General features: G+C 73.2%; 23 protein-coding genes. 13 read left to right on the forward strand and 10 right to left on the reverse strand.

The genetic code is table 11. The features are described from left to right. Positions 1 to 46: 46 nt before the first annotated feature. Positions 47 to 1,477, forward strand: coding sequence for an MBL fold metallo-hydrolase RNA specificity domain-containing protein (locus AC3A5R_RS13520; protein WP_487621282.1), 1,431 nt, complete (start codon positions 47 to 49; stop codon positions 1,475 to 1,477). Between the two features lie 228 nt (positions 1,478 to 1,705). Continuing rightward, the gene (locus tag AC3A5R_RS13525; RefSeq protein ID WP_323096268.1) at positions 1,706 to 1,909 is read left to right on the forward strand and encodes a DUF1918 domain-containing protein; all 204 of its coding nucleotides are present in this window, start codon (positions 1,706 to 1,708) and stop codon (positions 1,907 to 1,909) included. A gap of 139 nt (positions 1,910 to 2,048) precedes the next feature. Here AC3A5R_RS13525 and hutI read toward each other — a convergent pair whose 3' ends face one another. From hutI to AC3A5R_RS13540, 3 genes are read right to left on the reverse strand one after another with little or no spacing between them, the layout of a single operon-like run. Next, positions 2,049 to 3,254, reverse strand: a complete 1,206-nt coding sequence (gene hutI / locus AC3A5R_RS13530; RefSeq protein WP_487621283.1) for an imidazolonepropionase — start codon at positions 3,252 to 3,254, stop codon at positions 2,049 to 2,051. Then, positions 3,251 to 4,609: a formimidoylglutamate deiminase gene (locus AC3A5R_RS13535; RefSeq protein WP_487621284.1), complete on the reverse strand. Its 1,359-nt coding sequence runs from the start codon at positions 4,607 to 4,609 to the stop codon at positions 3,251 to 3,253. The genes hutI and AC3A5R_RS13535 overlap by 4 nt, the downstream gene beginning before the upstream one ends. After that, positions 4,606 to 5,847: an allantoate amidohydrolase gene (locus AC3A5R_RS13540; protein WP_487621285.1), complete on the reverse strand. Its 1,242-nt coding sequence runs from the start codon at positions 5,845 to 5,847 to the stop codon at positions 4,606 to 4,608. The genes AC3A5R_RS13535 and AC3A5R_RS13540 overlap by 4 nt, the downstream gene beginning before the upstream one ends. Positions 5,848 to 5,926: 79 nt before the next feature. Between AC3A5R_RS13540 and AC3A5R_RS13545 the strand changes: the two genes are divergently transcribed. Together AC3A5R_RS13545 and AC3A5R_RS13550 are read left to right on the forward strand one after the other, a co-directional pair. Continuing rightward, the gene (locus AC3A5R_RS13545; RefSeq protein ID WP_487621286.1) at positions 5,927 to 6,472 is read left to right on the forward strand and encodes an aminoacyl-tRNA deacylase; all 546 of its coding nucleotides are present in this window, start codon (positions 5,927 to 5,929) and stop codon (positions 6,470 to 6,472) included. 34 nt (positions 6,473 to 6,506) lie between these two features. Beyond that, complete coding sequence (locus tag AC3A5R_RS13550) at positions 6,507 to 6,680, forward strand: hypothetical protein (protein WP_487621287.1); 174 nt, start codon at positions 6,507 to 6,509, stop codon at positions 6,678 to 6,680. On the opposite strand, the gene hutU is transcribed toward AC3A5R_RS13550, so the two are convergent. Both hutU and hutH read right to left on the reverse strand, forming a co-directional pair. After that, complete coding sequence (hutU, locus tag AC3A5R_RS13555; RefSeq protein ID WP_487621288.1) at positions 6,617 to 8,272, reverse strand: urocanate hydratase; 1,656 nt, start codon at positions 8,270 to 8,272, stop codon at positions 6,617 to 6,619. The two genes, AC3A5R_RS13550 and hutU, sit on opposite strands and share 64 nt — an antisense overlap. A gap of 159 nt (positions 8,273 to 8,431) precedes the next feature. Further along, positions 8,432 to 10,027, reverse strand: a complete 1,596-nt coding sequence (hutH, locus tag AC3A5R_RS13560; protein WP_487621289.1) for a histidine ammonia-lyase — start codon at positions 10,025 to 10,027, stop codon at positions 8,432 to 8,434. 113 nt (positions 10,028 to 10,140) lie between these two features. Here hutH and AC3A5R_RS13565 point away from each other — a divergent pair, with 113 nt between their 5' ends. The 7 genes from AC3A5R_RS13565 to AC3A5R_RS13595 all read left to right on the forward strand — a co-directional run bounded on the left by AC3A5R_RS13565 (position 10,141) and on the right by AC3A5R_RS13595 (position 17,739). Further along, on the forward strand, positions 10,141 to 10,902 hold the full coding sequence (locus tag AC3A5R_RS13565) for an IclR family transcriptional regulator (RefSeq protein ID WP_487621290.1): 762 nt from the start codon (positions 10,141 to 10,143) through the stop codon (positions 10,900 to 10,902). A 30-nt stretch (positions 10,903 to 10,932) separates the two neighbouring features. Continuing rightward, positions 10,933 to 11,910 carry an NAD(P)H-quinone oxidoreductase gene (locus AC3A5R_RS13570; RefSeq protein ID WP_487621291.1) on the forward strand — a complete coding sequence of 326 codons (978 nt, stop codon included), beginning with the start codon at positions 10,933 to 10,935 and terminating at the stop codon, positions 11,908 to 11,910. Positions 11,911 to 12,058: 148 nt separating this feature from the next. Next, positions 12,059 to 12,670, forward strand: a complete 612-nt coding sequence (locus tag AC3A5R_RS13575; protein WP_487621292.1) for a hypothetical protein — start codon at positions 12,059 to 12,061, stop codon at positions 12,668 to 12,670. 90 nt (positions 12,671 to 12,760) lie between these two features. Then, a complete protein-coding gene (locus AC3A5R_RS13580) occupies positions 12,761 to 13,393 on the forward strand; it encodes a PadR family transcriptional regulator (RefSeq protein WP_487621293.1) in 633 nt (210 codons plus the stop codon). Beyond that, positions 13,390 to 14,118: an ABC transporter ATP-binding protein gene (locus AC3A5R_RS13585; protein WP_487621294.1), complete on the forward strand. Its 729-nt coding sequence runs from the start codon at positions 13,390 to 13,392 to the stop codon at positions 14,116 to 14,118. Before AC3A5R_RS13580 ends, AC3A5R_RS13585 begins: the two co-directional genes overlap by 4 nt. 1 nt (position 14,119) lies before the next feature. Continuing rightward, positions 14,120 to 16,999, forward strand: a complete 2,880-nt coding sequence (locus AC3A5R_RS13590; protein ID WP_487621295.1) for an FtsX-like permease family protein — start codon at positions 14,120 to 14,122, stop codon at positions 16,997 to 16,999. Positions 17,000 to 17,088: 89 nt separating this feature from the next. After that, positions 17,089 to 17,739, forward strand: coding sequence for a bacterial proteasome activator family protein (locus tag AC3A5R_RS13595; protein ID WP_487621296.1), 651 nt, complete (start codon positions 17,089 to 17,091; stop codon positions 17,737 to 17,739). A gap of 116 nt (positions 17,740 to 17,855) precedes the next feature. On the opposite strand, the gene AC3A5R_RS13600 is transcribed toward AC3A5R_RS13595, so the two are convergent. Genes AC3A5R_RS13600 through AC3A5R_RS13610 form a run of 3 tightly spaced genes read right to left on the reverse strand, consistent with a single transcriptional unit; the run spans position 17,856 to position 19,292 of the window. Further along, positions 17,856 to 18,335, reverse strand: a complete 480-nt coding sequence (locus tag AC3A5R_RS13600; RefSeq protein WP_487621297.1) for an N-acetyltransferase family protein — start codon at positions 18,333 to 18,335, stop codon at positions 17,856 to 17,858. Positions 18,336 to 18,379: 44 nt separating this feature from the next. Continuing rightward, entirely contained in the window at positions 18,380 to 19,063 is a 684-nt protein-coding gene (locus AC3A5R_RS13605; RefSeq protein ID WP_487621298.1) for a histidine phosphatase family protein, read from the reverse strand. Between the two features lie 31 nt (positions 19,064 to 19,094). After that, positions 19,095 to 19,292 (reverse strand): hypothetical protein, encoded by a 198-nt coding sequence (locus tag AC3A5R_RS13610; RefSeq protein ID WP_487621299.1) that lies wholly within the window; start codon positions 19,290 to 19,292, stop codon positions 19,095 to 19,097. Between the two features lie 164 nt (positions 19,293 to 19,456). Between AC3A5R_RS13610 and AC3A5R_RS13615 the strand changes: the two genes are divergently transcribed. Next, entirely contained in the window at positions 19,457 to 21,172 is a 1,716-nt protein-coding gene (locus tag AC3A5R_RS13615) for a metallophosphoesterase family protein (RefSeq protein ID WP_487621300.1), read from the forward strand. A 46-nt stretch (positions 21,173 to 21,218) separates the two neighbouring features. Here AC3A5R_RS13615 and AC3A5R_RS13620 read toward each other — a convergent pair whose 3' ends face one another. Then, a complete protein-coding gene (locus tag AC3A5R_RS13620; RefSeq protein ID WP_487621301.1) occupies positions 21,219 to 22,961 on the reverse strand; it encodes an AMP-binding protein in 1,743 nt (580 codons plus the stop codon). A gap of 60 nt (positions 22,962 to 23,021) precedes the next feature. Next, positions 23,022 to 23,714: a PH domain-containing protein gene (locus AC3A5R_RS13625; protein WP_487621302.1), complete on the reverse strand. Its 693-nt coding sequence runs from the start codon at positions 23,712 to 23,714 to the stop codon at positions 23,022 to 23,024. A 223-nt stretch (positions 23,715 to 23,937) separates the two neighbouring features. Between AC3A5R_RS13625 and AC3A5R_RS13630 the strand changes: the two genes are divergently transcribed. Continuing rightward, entirely contained in the window at positions 23,938 to 25,029 is a 1,092-nt protein-coding gene (locus tag AC3A5R_RS13630; protein WP_487621303.1) for an SGNH/GDSL hydrolase family protein, read from the forward strand. Positions 25,030 to 25,100 lie beyond the last annotated feature (71 nt).

Here is a 25,100-nt window from a genome sequence, read left to right on the forward strand (position 1 = left end):
CGCCGCGTGCCCCGGCAGCGGACGATGGAGGTGGGAAGGAGTCGTCATGGGCGCGCGAAGCCGCGGGCACCGGACACCGACGCTGACGTTCCTCGGGGCCGCGGGCACGGTGACCGGAAGCATGTTCCTCGTCGACGCAGCCGGGGAGGCCCGGGCCGGCCGGGGCGCGGGGTGCCGCGTCCTCGTCGAGTGCGGGCTCTACCAGGGCGAGCGCCGCTGGCGCGAGCTCAACTGGCGGCCGGCCCCGGTCGACCCGGCGAGCCTCGACGCCGTGGCGCTGACGCACGCGCACCTCGACCACTGCGGCTACCTTCCGGCGCTCGTGCGCGAGGGCTACCGCGGCCCGGTGCTCGCGACGTCGGGCACCACCGAGCTCGCGGCCGTCGTGCTCCGCGACAGCGCCCACCTGCAGGAGGAGGAGGCCGAGTGGGCCCGGAGCAGCGGGTGGTCCAAGCACGACCCGCCGCTCCCCCTCTACACCGGGGAGGACGCCGAGCGGGCCGTGGCGCTGCTGCGCCCGACCGAGTACGACACCACGGTGCCCGTCTCGGCGGACGGCGCCACCCGGTTGCGGTTCGTCCCAGCCGGGCACATCCTCGGCTCCTCGAGCATCCTGCTCGAGAGCGGCGCGTCGAGCGTGCTCTTCTCCGGCGACCTCGGGCGCCCGACGCACCCGGTCCTGCAGCCGCGGGCCCGACCGCCGGCGGCGCGCACCGTCGTCGTCGAGTCGACGTACGGCGACCGTGCCCACCCGCCGGTCGACCTGGGGCACACCGTCATGGCCGAGGCGATCCGCCGGACCGTCGCGCGGGGTGGCTCGGTCGTCATCCCCGCCTTCGCCGTCGACCGCACCGAGGTGGTGCTCCACGCGCTCGCCGAGCTCGTCGCGTCAGGGTCCGTGCCCGACGTGCCGATCTGGGTCGACAGCCCGATGGCTCTGGCCGCGCTGCGGATCTACCGCGAGGCCTCGCACACCGGCGAGGTGCGCCCCGAGGCGCTCGAGGTGCTGCGCGGGCTGCGGCAGCTGCGCGAGGCCCGCACCGCCGAGGAGTCGATCCGGCTCAACACCCCGGGCACCCCGTCGATCATCGTGTCGGCCTCGGGCATGGCGACCGGCGGGCGCGTCGTGCACCACCTCGCCTCGCTGCTGCCCTACGCGCGCAACACCGTGCTGCTCACCGGCTACCAGGCCGTCGGCACGCGCGGGCGGTCGCTGCTCGAGGGGGCGCGCGAGCTGAAGATCGGCGGCCGGTACGTGCGGGTGCGGGCCGAGGTCGTGACCCTCGACGACCTGTCGGTCCACGCCGACGCCGACGAGCTGCTCGCGTGGCTGCACGAGCTGCCCGAGGCTCCCCGGACCGTCCACGTGGTGCACGGCGAGCCGGAGGCCGCCCGGACCCTGGCCCGACGCGTCCGGGACGAGCTCGACTGCGCCGTGTCGGTCGCGCGCCTCGGCGAGCGCGTCCTGCTCGACTGACCGGCAGCGTCCAAGATGACGACCACCATCGGTGACGGCTGGGGTGGGTCGCGCTCGGGTGCCCGGCCGGACCCGGTTCGTGGTCGTCATCGTGAACGCCCCGGACGCGCGGGTGCGGCGGATCGCGGCCGAACCCTTCCCGCACGGGGGCCGGTGGTGGTGTGCTGGGACCGGACCGGCGACGGGCCCGGTCACGAGTACCCAGGCACTGCACGAGGAGGTGGACCCATGGACGCCAAGGTGGGCGACCGCATCACGATGGCGGCCGAGCACGTCGGCCAGACGACGCGGACCGGCGTGATCCGCGAGGTCAAGGGCGAGGGTGGCGGCCCGCCGTACGTCGTCGAGTGGTCCGACGGCCACACCGGCCTCATCCACCCCGGCCCGGGGTCCGTCCTCAAGTGCGAGCACCCGGAGGATGCCGCAGGCTGACGGAGGCGCCGTCGCCCCTCACTTTCCCTCCCTCACGTCTCCCCTCCCCTTCCCATCGAGTGAGCAGTTCGTCCCACCCGTCACACCACGCGTGTGACGCGTGGGACTGCGTGCTCACTCGATCGTGACGGGGGTCCCCTCAGGGGTCGAGGGCTCGGACGATGGGGACGCCGGCGCGGTAGGACAGGTGCAGGTGGCTCGGACCGTCGATGACGGCGAGCTCGGCGGGCTGCCCGGGGGCGACGCGTCGGTCGAGGCCGAGCGAGCGCGCCGACACCGCCGTGGCCGCGTGCAGCGCCTCGGCCGGGGTCATCCCCATCTCGCGCACGGCGAGCGCGATGGCGAACGGCATCGACGAGGAGTAGCACGTGCCCGGGTTGCAGTCCGAGGCGAGCGCGACGTCGACGCCGGCGTCGAGGAGCCGGCGGGCGTCGGGGTAGGGCGAGCGGGTCGAGAACTCGACGCCGGGCAGGAGCGTCGCGACCGTCGTGCCACGCGCGTCCACCAGGGCATCGACGTCGGCGTGGTCGAGGTAGGTGCAGTGGTCGACGCTCGCCGCGCCGAGCTCGCAGGCGAGCCGGACGCCGGGTCCGTGGCCGAGCTGGTTGCCGTGGACGCGGAGCCGCAGACCCCGGTCGCGGCCGGCGTTCAGGACCGTACGCGACTCCTCGCCGTCGAAGGCGTGCGCCGAGTGCGGCTCGCAGAACACGTCGATGCTCTCGGCAAGAGCCGGGCCGCCCTGCGGCGCAACGGCATCGAGCATCGGGCCGGCAACGAGGTCGACGTAGGCCGACCGGTCGGACGCGTACTCCGGGGGCACGACGTGGGCGCCGAGGAACGTCGTGTGCGGCGTCACCTCGCGCGCGATGCGAAGCGCCCGCACCTCGTCCTCGAGCGTCAGGCCGTAGCCGCTCTTGATCTCGACGGTCGTCGTGCCCTGTGCCCGCATCTCGGCGACGCGGCCGCGCACGAGGGCGAGCAGCTCGTCGTCGGAGGCGGCCCGCGTCGCCTCGACGGACACCCGGATGCCGCCGCCGTCGTAGGGCGTGCCCGTCATCCGCGCCGCGAACTCCGCCGAGCGGTCGCCGGCGAAGACGAGGTGCGTGTGCGAGTCGACGAAACCGGGGATCACCGCCCGACCGCCGAGGTCGCGTGACGCGTCGGCGGGCGGCGCGTCGGCCGAGCGTCCCACCCACTCGAGCACGCCGTCGGCGGACACGACCACCGCGGCGTCGCGGATGACGCCGAGCAGCCGGTCACCCGGGTCTGCCTGTGCCGAGAACGAGTCCGAGACCGCGGGGTCGTTCGTCGTCAGCTCGGCGATCCCGGTGAGGAGCACGCTCACGCGTGCACCCCGCCGTGCACACCGCCCGGCACCCCGGCACTGAGGCGCTCGATGGCACCTCCGAGGAGGCGGCCGACGTCGCCGATGCGGTGCCGCCCGTCGCTGACGACGACCTCACCGCCGACGACGACCGTCGACACGTCGGAGGCCACGCACGAGTAGATGATCTGGTCGTGGTTGGACCCCGCCGTGTTCACCGTGTCGGTGCGTACCGTGACGAAGTCGGCGAGGGCGCCCTTGCTCAGGTGGCCGCCGTCGGACCAGCCGAGGGCCCGGTAGCCGTTGAACGAGGCAGCGAGGAGCAGGTCGTTGGCCGAGAAGCGGTCGCGCTCGTTGGTCAGGAGCCGCTCGTGCATCTCGATGCCGCGCAGCTCGACGAAGGGGTCGATGATGACGTTCTGGTCCGAGCCGAGCGAGATCGGGCTGCCGGCGTCGTGCAGGGCCCGCGACAGCCCGAGGCCGTCGGCGAGGTCGCGCTCGGTCGTCGGGCAGATGCATGCGCCGGTGCCGGTGCCGCCGAGCAGCTCGACGTCGTGCTCGGTGAGGTGCGTCGCGTGGATGCTCGTGAGGTCGGGTCCGAGCGCGCCGGCGCCGTCGAGCAGCTCGGTGGGCGTGCAGCCGTAGTACATCTGGCAGGCGAGGTTCTCCCCCGGCTGCTCGGACAGGTGCACGTGCAGCGGCAGGTCGCCGGTGGCCTCCACGACCTTGGGCAGGTCCTCGCGGCGCACGGCGCGCACCGAGTGGATCGCGGCGCCGAGCCGTACGCGGTCGGTCGGGCCGGGGCGCGAGGCCATCCGCTCCGCCCACGCGTCGACGGTGCCGTCGCTGAACCGCAGCTGCCCGGGGTGCAGCTCGACGTGCCCGCCACCGTTGAGGCCGCCCTCGAGGTAGCACGTGTCGAGGAGGGTGAGGCGGATACCGGCCTCCTCGGCGGCCTGACGCACGGCCAGGCCCATGGCGTTGGGGTCGCGGTAGGCGTGGCCGCCCGGCCGGTGGTGCACGTAGTGGAACTCGCCGACGACGGTGAACCCGGCCTGCACCATCTCGGCGAAGACCGCCCGCGCGAGCGTGAAGTACGTGTCGGGGTTCAGCTTCTCGGCGGCGGCGTACATCTGCTCGCGCCAGCTCCAGAAGTTGCCGCCGCCACCGTTGACGCGCCCGCGGAGCGCCCGGTGGAAGGCGTGGCTGTGCGTGTTGGCCATGCCGGGCAGCGTGACTCCCGGGAGGCGGACGTCGCCCGGCTCGGGGTCGGCGTCGACGAGCACCTCCTTGAAGTAGCCGTCGGCGGTGACCAGCCGGACACGGTGGGCGAAACCACCTGTCAGCCAAGCGCTCTCGCACCAGAACGAAGTCATCGAGGGGTGTCCTTCCGGGTGGTGAGGGCAGAGACCACAGCGGTGAGGGCGCTGACGCCGTGGTGGCAGTCGTCGAGGTAGGCCGACTCCTTCGGCGAGTGCGACACCCCGGTGGGGTTGCGCACGAACAGCATGGCCGACGGAACGCCGTGGGTGGCGAGAATGCCCGCGTCGTGGCCCGCACCGGTGCCGAGGAGCGGCGCGTCGGGCAGGACGTCCCGTAGCTCGTCGAGCAGTCCGGCGTCGAAGGTCGTCGGCGGCGTCCACGACTCGATGGTCGTCTCACCGCCGGTGCGCATGGCGTCGGCACCGACCGCCTCGACGACGGCGCGCACCGCGTGCTCGGAGCGGCCGCGGGCGTCGAGCCACGCCGTGACGTGGCTCGGCACGGCGTTGACGCCGCCCGGCTCGACGACGAGCTTGCCGACCGTGGCGACGCAGCCGAGCGCCGTCGCGTACGACCGGGCGGCGTGGACCACGTCGGCGAGGGCGATCATCGCGTCGCGGCGGTCCTCGAGGCGGGTCGTGCCGGCGTGGTTGGCCTCGCCGGGCAGGTCGATGCGCCAGCGGCCGTGCGGCCAGATGTCGGTGCCGATGGCCACGGCACGCGCGTCGTCGGAGAGGTCGTCGGTGCCGTCGGGAGCGAGCGCGAGTGCCTTGCCCTGCTCGATGTGCAGCTCTACGAAGCGGCCGACGCGGCGGACGGCCTCGGGGTCGGGCCCCATCGCGACCGGGTCGCGGCCGGCCTTCTGCCAGGCCTCGGCCATCGTGACGCCGTCACCGTCGGCGAGCCCGCGGGCGCGGTCGGCGTCGAGCTCGCCGGTGATGAGGCGCGACCCGGCGCAGGCGACGCCGAAGCGGGCGCCCTCCTCGTCGACGAAGTTGACGACGCCGAGGGGCACGTCGGGCTTCTCGACCCCGGCCGCCCGCAGGTCGTCGACCACTGCGAGGGCGCTGACGACCCCGAGCGGGCCGTCGAAGGCGCCGCCGTCGGGCACCGAGTCGAGGTGCGAGCCGATGACGACGCCCGGGGTCGTGTCGGGGTCGCCCCACCAGGCCCACTGGTTGCCGGCGCGGTCCTCGACGACCGCGAGCCCGCGGGCCCGGCACTCGGCGGCGAACCACTCGCGGAGGTCGTCGTCGGTGCGGGTCCACGCATAGCGCCGGTACCCACCGGTCCCCTCGTGCCGGCCCACCGGCTGGAGGTCGGCCCACATCCGGTCGAAGCTCGTCGTCACCTCGTCACCTCGTCATTCCTGCGTCAGTCCTGCGTCGCCGGTGCCGTGCACCCGACCTTCGAAAACTAGGCTGTCGAACATGTCCTCCGACGCCGCCCGAGACACCCCTGACCGTGATGACACCGCCGAGCGTAGTGAGTCCGAGGAGATCCGCACGCCAGCGGTCGACGCCGCGCGCGCCGCGGGCATCGAGTTCACGGCCACGCGGCACGGCCGGGTGCGCAGCCTCGAGGAGGCCGCGGCCGCCCGGGGCATCGAGCCGCGCGACCTCATCAAGACGCTCGTGGTGCGCCGGGCGGAGGACGACCACGTCTTCGTCCTCGTGCCCGGCGACCGCACGTTCTCGTGGGCCAAGGTGCGCGCCCTGCTCGGCACCAACCGCATCTCGATGCCCGACGCCGACGCCGCGAAGGCCGTCACGGGCTACGAGCGCGGCACCATCACCCCGTTCGGGTCCGCCACGGCCCTGCCCGTCATCGCCGACAGCCACCTCGTGGGGCGCCGCATCTCGATCGGCGGCGGCGAGCACGGCGTCGGCCTGACGGTCGCGGGCGACGACGTCATCCGCGTGTTCGACGCGACCGTCGCCGACATCTCCGACGAGGAGGTCCGCAAGGACCGCTGAGGCAGCCCGCGACGCGTCGGCGTGCCCGAGCGTGGTGGCCCGGGCCGTCGCCGGCGGAGGGAGCACCACCGACGACGACCCGGAGTCGTGGCGCGAGCTGCTGGAGCCGGCGCGGGTGGCCGCGCGGCGCCTCGTCACGGCGCGTCAGCTCTCCTGCATGGGGATGCGGACGCCCCGCTCGCGGGCGACCTGGTCGGCGATCTCGTAGCCGGCGTCGACGTGCCGGATGACGCCCATGCCGGGGTCGTTGGTCAGCACGCGGGCCAGCTTCTGCGCGGCGAGGTCGGTGCCGTCGGCGAGGGAGACCTGGCCGGCGTGCAGGCTGCGGCCGATGCCGACGCCGCCGCCGTGGTGGATCGACACCCACGACGCGCCCGAGCTCGTGTTGACGAGCGCGTTGAGCAGCGGCCAGTCGGCGATGGCGTCGGAGCCGTCGGCCATGGACTCGGTCTCGCGGTAGGGGCTGGCCACCGAGCCGGAGTCGAGGTGGTCGCGACCGATGACGATCGGGGCACTGACCTCGCCGGTGCGGACGAGCTCGTTGAAGGCGAGGCCGGCCTTGTCGCGCTCGCCGTAGCCCAGCCAGCAGATGCGGGCAGGCAGGCCCTGGAAGGCGATCCGCTCCTGCGCGCCGCGGATCCACTTGTGCAGGCGGTCGTTGTCGGGGAAGAGGTCGAGGACGGCCTTGTCGGTGGCCGCGATGTCCTTGGGGTCGCCCGAGAGCGCGGCCCAGCGGAACGGGCCCTTGCCCTCGCAGAAGAGCGGGCGGATGTAGGCCGGCACGAAACCGGGGAACTCGAAGGCGCGGTCGTAGCCGCCCTGGCGGGCCTCGTCGCGGATCGAGTTGCCGTAGTCGAAGACCTCGGCACCGGCGTCCTGGAACTCGACCATGGCCTTGACGTGCTTGGCCATCGAGGCGCGGGCGCGGTCGGTGAAGTCCTCCGGCTTCTTCTCGGCGTACTCGGCCCAGTCCTCGAGGGCGACGCCCTCGGGCAGGTAGGACAGCGGGTCGTGAGCCGAGGTCTGGTCGGTGACGATGTCGATCTCGACGCCGCGGCGCAGCAGCTCGGGGAACACCTCGGCGGCGTTGCCGACGACGCCGACCGACCAGCCGCGACGTTCGCGCTTGGCGGCCAGGGCCTTCTCGACCGCGTCGTCGAGGTTGTCGGCGACCTCGTCGAGGTAGCGGTGCTCGACGCGGCGGTGCAGGCGCGCGGGGTCGACGTCGACGATGAGGCAGGCGCCGTCGTTGAGGGTGACGGCGAGCGGCTGCGCGCCGCCCATGCCGCCGCAGCCGCCGGTGAGGGTGAGCGTGCCGGCGAGGGTGCCACCGAAGCGCTTCTCGGCCACCGCGGCGAAGGTCTCGTAGGTGCCCTGGACGATGCCCTGGGTGCCGATGTAGATCCAGGAGCCGGCGGTCATCTGCCCGTACATCGTCAGGCCGAGGTGCTCGAGGCGGCGGAACTCGGGCCAGGTGGCCCAGTCGCCGACGAGGTTGGAGTTGGCGATCAGCACGCGCGGCGCCCACTCGTGGGTCTGCATGACGCCGACCGGGCGGCCGCTCTGGACGAGCATCGTCTCGTCCTGCTTGAGGGTCGTCAGGGTGCGGACCATGGCGTCGAAGGACTTCCAGTCGCGCGCGGCGCGGCCGGTGCCGCCGTACACGACGAGGTCGTCGGGGCGCTCGGCCACTTCGGGGTCGAGGTTGTTCATGAGCATCCGCAGCGGGGCCTCGGTGGCCCACGACTGCGCGGTCAGCTGCGTGCCGCGCGCGGCGCGGACGGGGCGTGCACCTTCCATGGCGGGTTCCCTTCTCGTTTCTCTTCCAACCGTCGAGTGGCCACGTTTGGTTGCCTCTCGGCGGTCGAGTGGCCACCTCTGGTGGCCTTTCGACCTCATCGAGACCACCGAACGTGGCCTCTCGACGGTTGGGGGGGGTTGGGGTCGGCGGGGTGGGGGTCAGTTCAGGGGGCCGGTGACGGCCTCGACGGCGGCGAGGACCGAGCGGTCGACCACCGCGGTGTGGGCGCCCTCGATGTCGGGCGCGAGGAAACGGTCGGGGCCCGGGGCCGTCGTGGCGACCGCGTCGAGGGCGGAGATGGCGGCGGCCGACGCCGGGGCCGGCGTCAGCGGGGCGCGCAGCTGGATGCCGCGGGCCGCCGTGAGCAGCTCGACGGCGAGGACGCGGCCGAGCGCGTCGACCGACCGGCGCAGCTTGCGCGCCGCCGACCAGCCCATCGACACGTGGTCCTCCTGCATGGCCGAGCTCGGGATGGAGTCGACCGACGCCGGAACGGCGAGGCGCTTCATCTCCGAGACCATCGCGGCCTGCGTGTACTGGGCGATCATGAGGCCGGAGTCGACGCCGGGGTCATCGGCGAGGAACGGCGGCAGCCCGTGGTTGCGGGCGGCGTCGAGGAAGCGGTCGGTGCGGCGCTCGGCCATCGAGGCGACGTCGGCGGCGACGATGGCGAGGAAGTCGAGGACGTAGGCGACCGGGGCACCGTGGAAGTTGCCGTTGGACTCGACGCGCCCGTCCGGCGTCACGACGGGGTTGTCGACGGCGGAGGCCAGCTCGGCCGACGCGACGCGGACGGCGTGCTCGACGGTGTCCCGGGCGCCGCCGTGGACCTGGGGCGCGCAGCGCAGCGAGTACGCGTCCTGCACGCGGGTGCACTCCTCGGTGCGGTGCGACTCGCGGATCGGCGAGCTCGCCATGACCGCAAGGATGTTCGCGGCTGCGGCAGCCTGGCCGGGGTGCGGACGCAGTGCGTGGAGGTCGGCGGCGAACACATCGTCGGTGCCGAGCAGGCCCTCGACGCTCATGGCCGCCGACACGTCGGCGACCTTGAGCAGGTGGCGCAGGTCGTCGATGGCGAGGCAGAGCATGCCGAGCATGCCGTCGGTGCCGTTGATGAGGGCGAGACCCTCCTTCTCGGCAAGGACGATCGGCTCGATCCCGTTGTCACGCAAGGCAGCCGCGGCGTCGGCCAGCGTGCCGTCGGCGAGGCGGACCGGGCCCTCGCCCATGACGGCGAGCGCGCAGTGCGACAGCGGGGCGAGGTCGCCCGAGCAGCCGAGCGAGCCGTACTCGTGGACGACGGGGGTGATTCCGGCGGACAGCACCGCCGCGTAGACACGTGCGGTCTCGAGGCGCACGCCGGTTCGGCCGGTGGCGAGGGTCGACAGGCGCAGCAGCATGAGCGCGCGCACGACCTCGCGCTCGACCTCGTCGCCGGTGCCGGCGGCGTGCGAGCGCACGAGGGAGCGCTGCAGCTGGGCGCGCAGGTCGGTGGGGATGTGCCGCGTCGCGAGGGCGCCGAAGCCGGTGGACACGCCGTAGTGCGGGATCGGGTCGTCGGCCAGGGCCTCCACGACGGAGCGGCTGCGCGCGATCTCGGCCTGCGCCTCCTGCGAGAGCTCGACGCGCGCGCCGTGGCGGGCCACGGCGACGACCTCGTCGATGGTGAGCGGTCCGGTTCCGACGGTGACGGTGAGGACGGCGGACACCAGGGCGGGGGCGACCGAGGGGGAACCGGGCAGCGCTGCGTTCATGGCTCCATGGAACCGCGTCCCGACTGGTGCGAACGCGTTCCGGGGAGCACAATCGTCTCGGATGCGAGACGTTCGCCGGCCTCGCACCCGGCCCCGGAGGAGGTGGTGGACGCGTGTCGAACGCCCCGGCCGCCGCCAACGCGCTCGATGTGCTCGAGCACCTGTCACGCCACGCCGAACCGGTGCCCGCGGCGTCGATCGCCCGTGACCTCGGCCTGCCCCGCAGCTCGGTCTACCACCTGCTCAAGGTGCTCCTCGAGCGCGGCTACGTGACCCACTACGTCGAGGAGCGCCGCTACGGGCTCGGCCAGGCCGCCTACGAGCTCGGGTCGGCCTACCAGCGCCAGGCACCCCTCGCACGCGTGGCCCGCGGACCGATGCGACGCCTCGTCGACCGGTCGGGGCGCAACGCCCACTTCGCGACGCTCGACGGCCGGGACGTCATCTACCTGCTGGAGGAGCGGGCGCCCGGGCAGCCGATGCTCGTCACCGACGTCGGGGTCCGACTGCCGGCCCACCTCACGGCGTCGGGCCTCGCGATGCTCGCTGCGCTCCCGGCCACACAGGTGCGCGCCCTCTACCCCGACCGCGGGGCGTTCACGCAGCGTCACAGCACCGGGCCGCGCTCGCTCGCGGAGCTGAAGGGCGTCCTGACCCGCGCCCGGGCCGACGGCCACGCCCGCGAAGAGGGCACCGTGACGCCCGACCTCTCCTCGGTCGCCGTGCCGGTCCTCGGCCGCGGCGGGCGTCCCCTCGCGGCGATCGCCGTCACCTTCCGCACGGCGGAGGCCTCCCCCGAGCACGTCGCCGAGCTCGTCGCTCGCGCCAGGTCGGCCGCCGACGACGTCGCCCGACGCCTCAGCCCGGCCCGCTGAGCGCGCGGCCGCGTCGCTAGGCTCGACACCATGCGCGCCATCACGATCCCCGAGTTCGGAGACGCCGACGCCCTCGTCCCCGCCGAGGTGCCCGCCCCGGTGGCCGGGCCCGGCCAGGTGCTCGTCGACGTCGTCGCCGCCGGCGTCAACCGTGCCGACGTCATGCAGCGGATGGGCCACTACCCACCGCCGAAGGGCGCGAGCGAGCTGCCCGGGCTCGAGGTCAGCGGACGCGTCGCCGCCCTCGGCGCGGGCGTCACCGGCTGGTCGGTCGGCGACGAGGTCTGCGCGCTGCTCGAGGGCGGCGGGTACGCCGAGCAGGTCGTCGTCGCGGCGGGCCAGCTGCTGCCCGTGCCGAAGGGGGTCGACCTCGTCGACGCGGCGGGCCTGCCCGAGGTCGCGTGCACCGTGTGGTCCAACGTCTTCCTCACGGCGAACATCCAGCCCGGCCAGTGGCTCCTCGTCCACGGCGGCAGCTCGGGCATCGGCACCATGGCGATCCAGCTGGCCAAGGCCGTCGGCGCCCACGTGGCCGTCACCGCCGGGTCGCAGGCCAAGCTCGACGCGTGCCGCGAGCTCGGCGCCGAGGTGCTCGTCAACTACAGGGAGCAGGACTTCGTCGAGGAGGTCCGCGCCGGCTCGAACGGCCACGGCGCCGACGTCATCCTCGACAACATGGGGGCCAAGTACCTGGCCCGCAACGTCGACGTGCTCGCGGTCAACGGCCGCCTCGTCACGATCGGCCTGCAGGGCGGGCGCACCGGCGAGCTCGACCTCGGCCAGCTGCTCGCCAAGCGCGGCGCCGTCATCGCCACGAGCCTGCGCGCGCGCCCGGCCACCGAGAAGGCAGCCATCGTCGCCGCGGTCCGCGAGCACGTGTGGCCGCTCGTCGAGTCGGGCGTGGTCCGGCCCGTCATCCACGGCCGGTTCCCGCTCGAGCAGGCCGCCGGCGCGCACCGCGAGCTCGAGGCGTCGGGGCACATCGGCAAGGTGCTGCTCACCACCTGAGCGGCCCCGCAACCGCGGGTCCGCCTGCGGCCCGGGACGATCCGACCGAGTCCGACTCGTCCCGGTGACGCCCCCGTCGCCCCGGCGTACCGTCGACAGGTGGACCACTTCGCCAGGAAGCGGCCCCCGACCGACGGGAGGTCCCCAGGTGTTCATCCAGGTCATCCAGGGCAGGTGCACCGACGCCGACGCCCTCCACCGGCAGATGGACCGGTGGCGCGAGGAGCTCGAGCCCGGCGCGACCGGCTGGCTCGGCGGCACGTACGGCGTGACCGACGACGGCGAGTTCGTCGGCGTCGTCCGCTTCGACTCCAAGGAGGCGGCCGAGCAGAACTCGAACCGCGCGGAGCAGGGCGCGTGGTGGCAGGAGACGTCGAAGCTCTTCGACGGCGACGTCACCTTCCACGACTGCGACGACGTGACGATGATGCTCGACGGCGGCCGCGACGACGCCGGTTTCGTCCAGGTGATCCAGGGCCAGCTCAGCGACGCCGACAGGTTCCGGCACATGATGGAGCAGCCGATGGACCGGCTGCACGAGATGCGGCCGGAGATCATCGGCGGCACCATCGCCATCGACCGCAGCGGCTTCTTCACCCAGACCATCGCGTTCACGACCGAGAGCGCCGCGCGCGAGGGCGAGGCCCAGACGCCTCCGCCCGACGGGCAGCAGATGATGGACGAGATGTCCTCCCTCATGACCGACGTCAGCTACCACGACCTCCACCACCCGTGGTTCGCCACGGCCGGGGCCCGCTGACCGGTCGTCCTGCGCCTCCTTGCACGCCCTTGATACTCGGTATACATTCACCACACCACAGGGGATACCGAGTATTCAGGGGAGGCGGAGATGTCCGTCAAGCAAGGTCTGCTCGCGCTGCTCGCCGAGGAGCCGATGTACGGCGCCCGGCTGCGCAGCGAGTTCGAGGCACGCACCGGCGGCACGTGGCCGCTCAACGTCGGGCAGGTCTACACGACCCTCGCCCGGCTCGAGCGCGACGGGCTCGTCGAGGCCGTCGGGGGCGCCGACGACGAAGGCCGCATCGCCTACCGGCTCACCGACGCGGGCCGCGAGGCCATCGCGTCGTGGTGGCTGACCCCGGTCGCCCGCGACTCGACGCCACGCGACGAGCTCGTCATCAAGCTGGCGCTCGCCGTCACGTCTCCCGGCGTCGACGTCCCCCGCGTCGTACAGACGCAGCGCACCGCGACGCTGCGGCACCTGCGCGACCTCACCCGCCTCAAGAGCCGCGCGAGCGACGAGCCCGACGCGAACGACCTCGCGTGGCTCCTCGTCCTCGAGAACCTCCTCTTCGCCGCCGAGTCCGAGGTGCGCTGGCTCGACCACGTCGAGGCGACGATCACCCGGATGCCGCCGGCCTCGCTCCGACGCCGGGGCGACGCGGAGGCCGATGCGTCCGATACGCCCGATGCGCCCGATGCGCCCGAAGCAGCGCCGGCCGGGAAGGGGGCACGGTCGTGACCGCCGACGCTCCCGTCCTCGTGCTCGACGACGTCTCGCGGGTGCACGGCTCGGGCGAGACCGAGGTCGTCGCCCTGAGCCACGCCTCGCTCACCGTGACCCGCGGCGAGCTCGTCGCCGTCATGGGCCCCTCGGGCTCCGGCAAGTCGAGCCTGCTCAACCTCGCCGGCGGCCTCGACCGGGCGACGAGCGGACGCGTCGTCGTCCAGGGCGTCGACGTCGCCTCGCTCGACGCGTCGGGCCTGGCGGCGCTGCGGCGCCGGTCCATCGGCTTCGTCTTCCAGGACCTCAACCTCATCCCGAGCCTCACCGCCGCCGAGAACATCGGGCTGCCCCTCGAGCTCGACGGGTGGTCGGTGCGGCGCGCCCGCACCCAAGCCCTCGACGCCCTCGACCAGCTGAAGCTGCGCGAGCTCGCCGACCGCTACCCCGACCAGATGTCCGGTGGCCAGCAGCAGCGCGTCGCCATCGCGCGCGCCCTCGTCGGCGAACGGACGCTCGTGCTCGCCGACGAACCCACCGGGGCCCTCGACTCGCACACCGGCGAGGGCGTCCTCAAGGTGCTGCGGCAGCGCTGCGACGCCGGTGCTGCGGGCCTGCTCGTCACCCACGAGGCGCGTCATGCCGCCTGGGCCGACCGCGTCGTGTTCCTGCGCGACGGCGTCATCGTCGACGAGACCGGCTCTGCCGACAGCGCGGAGTCCCTTCTGGCCGAGGCCCGCTGAGGTGGCCAGGACCGAGACGGGCGGCCACGACGCGGGCCGCCTCGACCGCTGGCGCGCCGGCTGGCGGGTGTCGCTGCGGATGGCGCGCCGCGACGTCCGACGCCACCGTGGCCGCAGCCTGCTCGTCGTCATCCTCGTCGGGCTGCCGGTGCTGCTGCTCACCGCGGCGACCACCCTGTGGTTCACCGACGACGTCGACGCGGCTGAGCGGCTGCCGTTCCAGCTGGGAACGAGTCAGGCCTACCTGCTGCCACCGCAGCCGATCCAGGTCCAGCAGCTCGTCGACCCGTCCGAGTGGGGCGACCCCACCCCCGGCGAACCGCCGCCCTCTCGCCAGGTCCCCGGCATGGCCAAGGGCACCGAGGGGACCGCCCTGGCCCGCCTGCTCGGGGCTCGGGTGCACGAGGTCACCACGGCGCCTGCGACCTTCCGCGTCGGGTCACACTTCCTCTCCGGCCACGCGCTGGGCACGACTCCGGCGCCCGAGGTGCTCGGGGCCCGCGTCTCGCTCACCTCCGGACGGTGGCCGACCGGGCCGGACGAGGCCGTTGTCACCCCACAGGGCGTGGAGCTCGGACTGCCCACGTCCGGGACCGTGGGCGTGCGCACCGTCGGCCCGGACGGCGAAGGCGCCGAGAAGGTCGTCACCGTCGTCGGCACGGGGCGGGGCTACGACGTCCAGGGCGCCTCCTCCGTGCTCCCGGTCGAGCTCGTGACCACGTCCGTCGAGTCCGAGTACGCCAACCGACAGTGGCTCGTCGTCCGGGACCGGCCAGTCAGCTGGGGCGAGGTGGAGCGGCTCAACACCTACGGCATCGGCGTCTTCAGCCGCTACGTCGCCGAACACCCCGAGACCATGACCCGACGCGGGGGCGGCACCCCGCGCTCCGACGTCGCCCTGCTGACCGCGCTCGCCACGGTGGGCCTCATCACCCTGACCACCCTGCTCGCGGGGCCCGCGTTCGCCGTCAGCGCCGCGCGCCAGCGCCACACCCTGGCGCTCGCAGCGTCCAACGGCGCGCCCAGGCAGCAGCTGCGCCGAGCCGTCCTCGGCCAAGCCCTGGTGCTCGGCGTCCTCTCGGCAGTCGTGGGTGCCCTGGCCGGCGTCGTGGGCGGTGTCGGTGCGGTCGTCGTGACCCGGTGGCTGCGACCCGACCTGTTGTGGGGACCGCTCCAGGTCAACTGGGGCAGCGTCGGCCTCGTGGCTCTCGCGGCCGTGACCAGCTCCGTGGTCGCGGCGCTCGTGCCGAGCCGGGGCCTCGGACGGCTCGACGTCGTGTCCGTGCTGCGCGGGCAGAGCGTCTCACCACGACTGCGACGCCGGGTCCCCGTGGTGGGGGTGATCCTCGTCGTCGCCGGCTCGCTCCTCATCACCTGGGCCGCCACCCGACGACCGACGCAGGAGTTCCTGCTCTTCGCCGGCGGATCCCTGGCGGTGGTCGTCGGCTCCCTGTTCCTCGTTCCCCTCACGCTGAGCCTCGGGTCCCGGCTGGCCCAGCCCGCGTCGCTGCCCGTCCGGATGGCGGCCCGGCAGGCCGGCCGCCAGCGAGGTCGCGCAACGCCCACGGTCGCGGCGATCATGGCAGGAGCCTCGGCACTGACGGTGGTGTGCATCGGGCTCCAGGCGGACGATGCCCGGGCGGCCGCCCAGTACTCCCCGACCGTGCGGACCGGGCAGGCTCAGGTCACGTGGGGGATGTCGGGCTCGCGCATCGACGAGCTCGCCGAGGTCATCAGCAGCACCGACGCCTCGGTCCACCCCCTCGTCCTCCGAACGACCTCGGACGCCGGACCGGACACCGACAGCGCCGACGTCGCCGTGGTCGCCCAACGGCCCGGGTGCTCGCTCGCTGCAACACTCCCCCAGCTGGTGGGTGGCGATGTGGCCACGCGGCCCGACGCGCGGTGCCAGACGGTCGCGACCTTCAGTCGCGACGTGCCGGGGGCCTCGCTCGTCGTCGCCTCCCTCGACCAGCTGTCGCCCTTCCTGTCCCTCACGCCGGACCAGCGGCAGGCTCTCGATCGTGGCGCGGTCGCGGTCGTCGACCCCGAGGCCGTGCGCGGCCTGCCCCTTCCGAGCACGGCCCCGTCCCTGCTCCGCGACGTCGACCACGTCCGACCGGTCGTGCTCGACGAGACCGGTGACGTCGCGACCTTCGCGCGGTGGACGGTCCGTTCCGACGCGAACGGCGGTCTCGTCACGCCGGCGCCCGCCGCCGTCACCACGCTGCGGGTGCCGGTCGTGCACCTCTCCATGGACCAGTGGACCCGCATCGTCCGCCTCTACGACGTGCCCGGGGCGGTCATCACGACGAGCACCGCCGCACGGCTCGGGATCCGGACCGGTCCAGCTGGGGTCCTGGCGCGGGCGGACGGCGGGATCAGCCGAGACCTCGAGGGTCGGCTGAATGATGCCGTCAGGGCCGTGCAGTCCGACGCGGAGTTCGTCGTCGAACGGGGACACCAGCGCGATGACGCTCTCGCCCTGGCCGTCGTCTTCGGAGTCATCGGTCTCGTCATGCTCGTAGCGACGCTCATCGCCACCGCGCTGGGCCAGGCCGAGAACGCACCACTCCTCGGCACGCTGGCGGCCGTGGGAGCCACCCGTCGCACCCGCCGAGCCCTTGCCGGAGCCCAGGCGGGCTATCTGGCGCTGCTCGGGGCCGTCCTCGGCCTCCTGGTGGGCCTGCCGCCCGGGCTGGGGCTCGCCCACGTCCTGCTGACGCGGACCCTGGAGTCCGGCGAGACCGTCGCCGTCGCGCCCCTGGTGGTGCCGTGGCTGCAGATCCTGCTGCCCGTGCTGCTCGTGCCGGTCGTGGCGGGGGCGCTGGCGTGGGCGTCGATCCGCACGGCGCCGGTCGTGGTCCGCCGGACCACCTGACCGCAGCCCTGCCCCGAGGACCGGGGCCCGCGCGAACCGACGGGGGACGCGCGGGCCCCACCCCGTGGCCGTGAGGCAGGATGGTCGGCATGAGTGACGACGCAGCCACCACCAGCTCGAGCACGGACCCGGGCAGCGACTCGGTCGCGGCGGTCGACGAGCAGCGCGTCGTCGTCGTGACCCCCGACGGCATGGGCGTCTCCGCCACGCCGGTCGGCGACGCGTCGGACGGCTCCGGCGAGCGCCGCGGCCACGATCGCGAGGACCGCGAGCCGGCCAACCCGGCCGACCTCGTCGAGGAGCCGGCCAAGGTCATGCGCATCGGCTCGATGATCAAGCAGCTGCTCGAGGAGGTGCGCAACGCCCCGCTCGACGCCGCCGGCCGGCGTCGCCTCGCCGACATCCACCACCGCTCGATCGAGGAGCTCAAGGACGGCCTCGCCCCGGAGCTCGTCGCCGAGCTCGACCGGATCGCCCTGCCGTTCCGCGACGGCGAGCCGAGCGACGCCGAGCTGCGGATCGCCCAGGCGCAGCTCGTCGGCTGGCTCGAGGGCCTCTTCCACGGCATCCAGACGGCACTCGTGGCCCAGCAGATGGCCGCGCAGCAGCAGCTGCAGCAGATGCGCGCCCTGCCGCCCGGCCCCGGCGCCTCCTACGGCACGCCGCCCGGGCTGCACCCGCAGGACGGCCCGCACCCGCCCGAGACCGGCGACCCCGGCCCCACCGGCCAGTACCTCTGACGGCCGCAACCGCAACAAGGCGCCAGATGGCGCGGTGTGGCGGCGCGGCGCGTGGTTCGGGCGCAACACGACGCCACGTGACGCGGTGTGGCGGCGCGGCCGACGTCCTGCGCCGGTCAGGCGTCGTCGAGCCGGCGCTCGAGGCGTCGGAGCACGGGGAACGGGGCGAAGGACGAGCGTGAGGTGACGTCGGTGCGCACCCACCCGCGTCGGGCGTAGAACCGCACGGCCCGCTCGTTCTCGTCGAAGACCCGCAACGACGCCTCGGCGTGGCCGGCCGCCCGGAGCCGGTCGAGCAGCTCGTCGTGGGCGCGCCCGGCCAGGCCCGTCCCCCACGTGTCCACGGCGGTGCCGAAGTGGAGCAGCTCGGCGCCGCGCAGGGCCGCGAAACCGCGGAGCCGGCCGTCATCCACGACGGCGAAGCACTCGACGTCGGGGCCCTCGACCTCCCGCGTCCACCGTTCGCGGATCCGATCGGTCGGGAACGGGTGCGTCTCCTGCGGGAAGAAGTGGCCCATCCCGGCCACCGCGCCGTCGCGCTGCACGACGAGCAGCTCGTCGAGGTCGTCGAGGGTCAGCTCTCGCAGCACCGGCACCCGCCGACCCTAGGGCACCGACGCGTCAGAGCCGGGTCGACGCGTCAGAGCCAGGAGGAGCGCTCGCGCTCGGTCGGGTTGACCGACGCGTCCCACTGCCGGAACGGGCGCTCGAGCCGGTAGCGGAAGTCCGGCTGCCGGGACAGCACGACGGCCTCGGCGTTGTCCGGGTTCTCGAGTGACTCGAAGTACTCGACGCTCCAGTGGAACCACCGCATGCAGAACAGGCGCATCGTCAGGCCGTGCGTGACGATGACGACCTCGCCCGGCGCCTGCTGGGTCTCGAAGTTGCGGAACATCGACTCGAGGAAGGTCGAGACGCGGTCGTAGACGTCCGAGCCGGACTCGCCGTGGCTGAAGCGGTAGTAGAAGTGGCCGTAGCGGTCGCGCAGCGCCTTCTGCTCCGCGATGTCCGCGGGGTCCTGGAAGTTGGCCCAGTCCTGCTCTCGCAGACGGGGTTCCACGCGGACGTCCCGGTCGGCGACGGGCAGGGCCATCGCCTCGAGCGTCTGGCGGGTGCGCAGGTACGGCGAGACGTAGACGTCGACGCGGTCGCCGTCGAGGATCGTGCGGACTGCGGCGCCGGTGGCCTGCGCCTGCTCGATCCCCTTGGCGGTCAAGCCGATCCGGTGGTCGGGCACCGTCTCGTAGATCGTGTCGTCGACGTTGGCGAGGGACTCGCCGTGACGCACGAGGATGATCCGGTTCGGCCGGTGCTCGACACCCACGCCCCCACCCTAGGGCCGGGCAGCCGGCCGATCACGGATGCCGGCGAGGCCGTCCCCGGGCAGCCCACGGCGCGACGAGGAGGAGCAGCCAGGCGAACCCGACGACGAAGCTGCCGACGAGCACCGCGACCCCTGCACCGCTGCCGAGCACCCGGTGGCCGAAGAGGAGCAGCAGGACGTACGCGACGAGCAGGACCACGACGACGTGGCGGCGAGCAGCTGGACCCATGGCTCCTCCCTTCCGCCCCGATGGCAGCAGGCGCAGGTGAACGCGCGGTGCCGGCGCGGTGTCGGCGCGTCGGAGTTCAGCCGGACACTTCACCGCACCAGCGCCGTTCGCCCGAAAGCGGACGCGTCACCAAGCCGGACGCGTCCGGCAGTTAGGGTGAAACGGTGCGACACGTGCGGGACCTCGTGCGGGATCTCAGGTCCGGCGACAACCCCTGGTTGCGCCGGGGCTCGCACGTGCTCAAGTGGGTCGCCGTCCTCGCGGCCTGCTACCTCGGCGGGGTCGCCGCGACGAACCTCGCCCCGACCGTTGTCGAGACCTCCCAGTACCGGGCGGTCCTGCGCCTCGACCCGATCCCGCGGCACACGCCGGTCCTGCACTCCCCCACGATCATCGGCGACGTCGACGTCGCGTTCGCCTCGCCGATCATCGCGCCGGGGCTCGACGTGCAGGTCGCGGTGCGCGAGGAGATCACCAACCTCTTCACCCGGCCGAACGTCGACATCCGGTCGCTGCAGCCCTCGAACGAGGAGATCTCCTCGGCCATCAGCCAGGCCGCGGTCGGCGTCGGGGTGCGTTTCCTCCTCGGCGCCCTCGCCATCGCCGTGCTGCTGTCCCTCGCCTCCCACTACATGCGCCAGCGCACCACCCGCCGACACCACGTCGCGTTCGTCGCCTCGGCGATGGTCGTGGCCTCCGTGGCGACCTTCGGCGGCATCGCCCTGACGTACCAGCCGGCGCGCTTCGCCGAGTACCGCACCACCGGCGTCCTCGGCGTCGTGCAGCGCAACGCCGGCCTGCTCGCCGACGTCGAGGCGCGGGCCGCGCAGGTGACGCCGTACTTCCGCAACCTGCTCGCCGTCACCCAGGCGCTGCAGCAGAAGTACGTGCAGGGCAGCGTCAACGAGCCGGTGTCGGCCCGCATCCTGCTCGTGTCCGACATCCACGGCGCCAACCAGTACGCGCTGATGAAGACGATCGTCGAGGAGGAGGGTATCGACGCCGTCATCGACAGCGGCGACCTCATCAACTTCGGCCGGGTGCAGGAGGCCGAGGCGGCCGGGATCTTCCGGTCGATCCAGGGCCTCGGCGTGCCGTACGTCTTCGTCAGCGGCAACCACGACCAGTCCTCGCCGACCGACCGCGCGCTCGTGGCGCGGCTGGGCCGCATCGCCAACGTCGTGCTGCTCGAGGACGCCGGGGGCGCGCTGCGCGAGCTGTCGTTCCACGGCCTGCGCATCACCGGCTTCAACGACCCGCGTTACTTCGGCGACGACAACCAGGACCCCGTCGGCAAGGAGAAGCCCTCGGTCGACCGCTACAACGCGACGATGGCCGACCAGCCCGAGCCCGACGTCGTCGTGGCGCACGAGCCGTACGCGACGCAGGGCATCGACAAGGGCCGCATCCTCGTCAACGGGCACATGCACACCCCGAAGCTCGACGGCAACCGGATCCAGGTGGGCACCTTCACCGGCGGCGGCGTCGTCGCCCACTACGCGGAGGGTCAGGGCCAGGAGCTCAACGGCCAGCCGTACGCCTTCGACATCCTCGCGTTCGGCAATGCCTGCGAGCTGAACTCGCTGACCCGCTACACCTTCCGCAACCTCCTCGAGGGCCGGCCGGCCTACGACAGCGTCGAGGTCATCAGCGGCAGCCGGGTCGACTCCTACGAGCCGGACAAGTCGACGCCGCAGCCGGGCGAGACGACGCCGGCCAAGCGCACGTGCGGACGCATCGACGACACGACGCTGCGGACGCTGCCCGCGCCGGCTCCCGAGGGCGCCGTCGCGACGACCGCCCCGGGCGGGGCGACGACGCCGGCCACACCGGCGCCGACGACCTCGACGGTGACGCTCCCGCCCCAGCTCATCCCCTGAGGCTGCGCACCCGGGGTTTCAGCCCGTGGCGTTCATCCCCTGATGCTCAGCCCTTGAGGTCGGGGAACTGGTCGTCGCGCCACTCGTTCTCTGGCTGGCCCGCGCCCGACGCGTCGAGGTCGTTCTCGCGGCCGCGCAGCTCGACGCGGCGGATCTTGCCCGAGATCGTCTTGGGCAGCTCGTAGAACTCGATGCGGCGCACCCGCTGCCACGGGGCGAGCTTCTCGCGGGCGTGGGCCAGGATCGAGCGCGCCGTCTCGGCGCCCGGCTCGTGGCCCGGTGCGAGCGCGACGTAGGCCTTCGGCACGGCGAGGCGGACCGGGTCGGGCGAGGGCACGACGGCGGCCTCCGCGACGGCCGGGTGCTCGATGAGCACCGACTCGACCTCGAAGGGGCTGATCTTGTAGTCGCTGGCCTTGAAGACGTCGTCGGTGCGCCCGACGAAGGAGATGTAGCCCTCGGCGTCGACCGACGCGACGTCACCGGTGTGGTAGAAACCGCCGGCCATCGCCTCGGCGTTGCGGGTCTCGTCGCCCTGGTAGCCGGTCATGAGGGGGACGGGCCGCTGCGACAGGTCGAGGCAGATCTCACCCTCGCGGTTGCCCTCCGAATCGGGTTCGGTGACAGGCTCGTTCGTGACCGGGTCGACCACGACGACCGGGTAGCCGGGCAGCGGCCGGCCCATCGAGCCGGGCTTGACCACCGACCCCGGGGTGTTGCCCACCGACAGCGTCATCTCGGTCTGGCCGTAGCCGTCGCGGATCGTCAGGCCCCACGCCTTCTCGACCTGGGCGATGACCTCCGGGTTGAGCGGCTCGCCCGCACCGATGACCTCGCGCAGGGAGCCGGACCCGCCGGTCAGGTCGCTCTTGATGAGCATCCGCCACACGGTCGGCGGCGCGCACATCGAGGTGACCTCGTGCTCGCGCAGCACGCGGAGCAGGGCGGCGGCGTCGAAGCGGGCGTAGTTGTACACGAAGATCGTCGCCTCGGCGATCCACGGCGCGAAGAACGAGGACCACGCGTGCTTGGCCCACCCCGGGCTGCTGATGTTGAGGTGCACGTCGCCGGGCCGCAGACCGATCCAGTACGTCGTCGTCAGGTGGCCGACCGGGTAGGAGCGCTGGGTGTGCTCGACGAGCTTGGGCCGGCTCGTCGTGCCCGACGTGAAGTAGAGCAGGAGCCGGTCGTCGGGCCCGGTGCCCGGGTGCGGCGCGGGCCCGGCGTCGGACGCGTGGGCGTCGGCGTAGGCGTGCCAGCCCTCGAGGGTGCCGCCGGCGGGGTCGCTGCCGACGGCGACCCGCACGTAGTCGCCGGGCAGGTCGTCGAGCTTGTGCACCTCCGACGCGTTGGTCACCACGGCGCGGGCCTGCACCCGCTCGATGCGGTCGGCGAGGTCGCCGGGCCCGACGGCCGTGGTCGTCGGCACGATGACCGCGCCGAGCTTCATGACGGCGAGCATCGTCTCCCACAGCTCGACCTGGTTGCCGAGCATGAGCACGACCGAGTCGCCCCGGCCGACGCCGAGCGAGCCGAGCCACGCAGCGACCCGGTCCGAGCGGCGCGCCATCTCGTCGAAGCTCACCGTGGCGGACGACTCGTCCTCCTCGACGATCGTCAGCGCCGGCTTGTCGTTGCCGCGCGCGATGGCGTCGAACCAGTCGACGGCCCAGCTGAACTGCTCGCCGAGCTCGGGCCAGGCGAACTCGGCGACGGCGCGGGCGTGGTCACCCTGCAGGTCGAGCAGCTGGTCGCGGGAGGCGCGGTAGGCGTCGGTCGGGTTCGTCATGGGACCGACTGTGCCACGCGCACGCCCGCTCCAGAAGGGGTCGGACGCGTGAGGGACGCGTCAGTACGTCTCGTCGTCGGCGGTGCCGGAGCGGCGGCGCTCCTCGGCGAGCGGCGGCCGGTCACGCGGGTCGCGCCGGTCGCGCCCGCCCTCCCGGATCACCTGCGTGTCGTCGACGGAGGTCGCGCCGCGTTCGTAGGCGGCGTCGTCGTACCCGGCGTCGTAGGCGTCCTCCACCTCGCCGCGGCCGTGGGCGCGGCGACGCAGGTCGTCCTCGTCGATGAGGCGGTTGATGAGCTGCTGCACCTCGTTGCTGCGCGGGATGTAGCGGAGGTTCTCGTCGGGGCTGTCGCCCGCGGACTCGATGTGCAGCGAGCCGGAGCGGATGAGCCGGTCGAGGAGGGTCTGCTCGAAGCTGACGTCGGTGATCTTCGACAGCGTGATGTCCTTGCCGGTCTTCGTCAGGATGCCGCGGCGCACCATGACCCGGTGCGAGGTGATGACGTAGTGCGTCGTGCGCCAGCGCAGGTAGGGCACGACGACGGCGACGAGCGCCACGAGGACGAGCACACCGACCGCGACCCACTGGATCGTGTTGCCGGTGCCGTCGTTCGGCGTCGCAGCCACGGCGAGGACGCACAGGGCGGCGACGACGAGGCCGACGAGCGTGGGGCCGACGACCGTCAGCCAGTGCGGGTGCAGGTCGCGCTCGACCTTCTCGCCCCGGGCGAGGACGTTCTCGGGGAAGCCCATCGGTTCTCCTGTGGTCACGGTCGCTGTCACGGGTGCGCAGCGACCCCTGCCGTCAGCGTAGGCGCTCGGCGCCGGGCGAGCCCGCGACACTTCGGCGCGCGGGGCCGACCCCGTGGCCCTAGCGTCCGGTATGGACGTGTGACACAGGGGCACACACGACGTGCCGGAGGACCAGGTCGACGCCCGCGCTCTGCCCAGTGATCGATCCACGAAGGAGTGTGTCGTGAGTAGCAGGTCTTCCCTCGGTCGCCGCCTCGCCGGTGCCGGAGTCATCGCCCTGTCCGCAGCAGCCACCGCCCTGGCGCTCGGGGCGCCCGCGTCCGCCGCCGGAGCGAGCTACGTCGCCCTCGGCGACTCGTACTCGTCGGGTACCGGTACCCGCACGTACATCAGCGACGGCACCTCGTGCCAGCGCTCGGTGTACGCCTACCCCTCGCTCGACGCGTCGAGCCTCGGGCTCGCCCTGACCTTTCGCGCCTGCTCTGGCGCCACGGTCGCCGACGTGACGAACACCCAGCTCTCGTCGCTCTCGAGCAGCACTGCCTACGTGACGATCTCGGTCGGCGGCAACGACGCCGGGTTCGCCGACGTGCTCACCGAGTGCGCGCAACCCGGCTGGATGAGCAACTGCAACGGCGCCATCGACGGTGCGCAGAACATCATCAACAACACCCTGCCGGGGCGGCTCACGACGCTCTACACCTCGATCCGCTCGAAGGCCCCGAACGCCAGGGTCATCGTCGTCGGCTACCCGCGCATCTTCAACGGCGAGGACTGCAACGCCTTCACGTGGTTCAGCCCCGTCGAGGAGACCCGCCTCAACGCCACCGCCGACCTGCTCAACAGCAAGACGTCCTCGATCGCGGGCTCGAAGGGCTTCACCTTCGTCAACCCGACCTCGAGGTTCGTCGGGCACGCGGTCTGCGACAGCCCCGAGTGGCTCAACGGCCTGTCCAACCCCGTCACCGAGAGCTACCACCCGAACGTCGCCGGCCACCGCGACGGCTACGCGGTCGTCACCAAGCCGGCGTTCGGCGTCACGGCGCGGCTGTCGCCGTCGGCGGCGCTCGCCCAGGCCGAGGCGTCCGGGCCGGCCCTGGCCCGCGACGCCGCACGGTACGCGTCGGTCGACCGCACCATCCCGCCCGAGCGGTTCAGCGCACCCGACCTGACGACCGCGAGGGCGAAGGCCGCCGCGCGACGGGCCGGGGTCGACCTGTCGAGCCGTGCGAGCATCGACGCCGCCGACCGCGCCTGGAGCGCCCGCCAGGCGGCCGAGCACGCCCGGATGACATCGGGCCCCGCCACCCGCTGACCCCGAGGCTCCTGCCTTAACCGCAACACTCCGAGCAGTGCCGACCCCTGCTGGTCATTCCAGCGGGGGTT

The organism is Intrasporangium sp. Soil_C_50, from assembly GCF_057656595.1.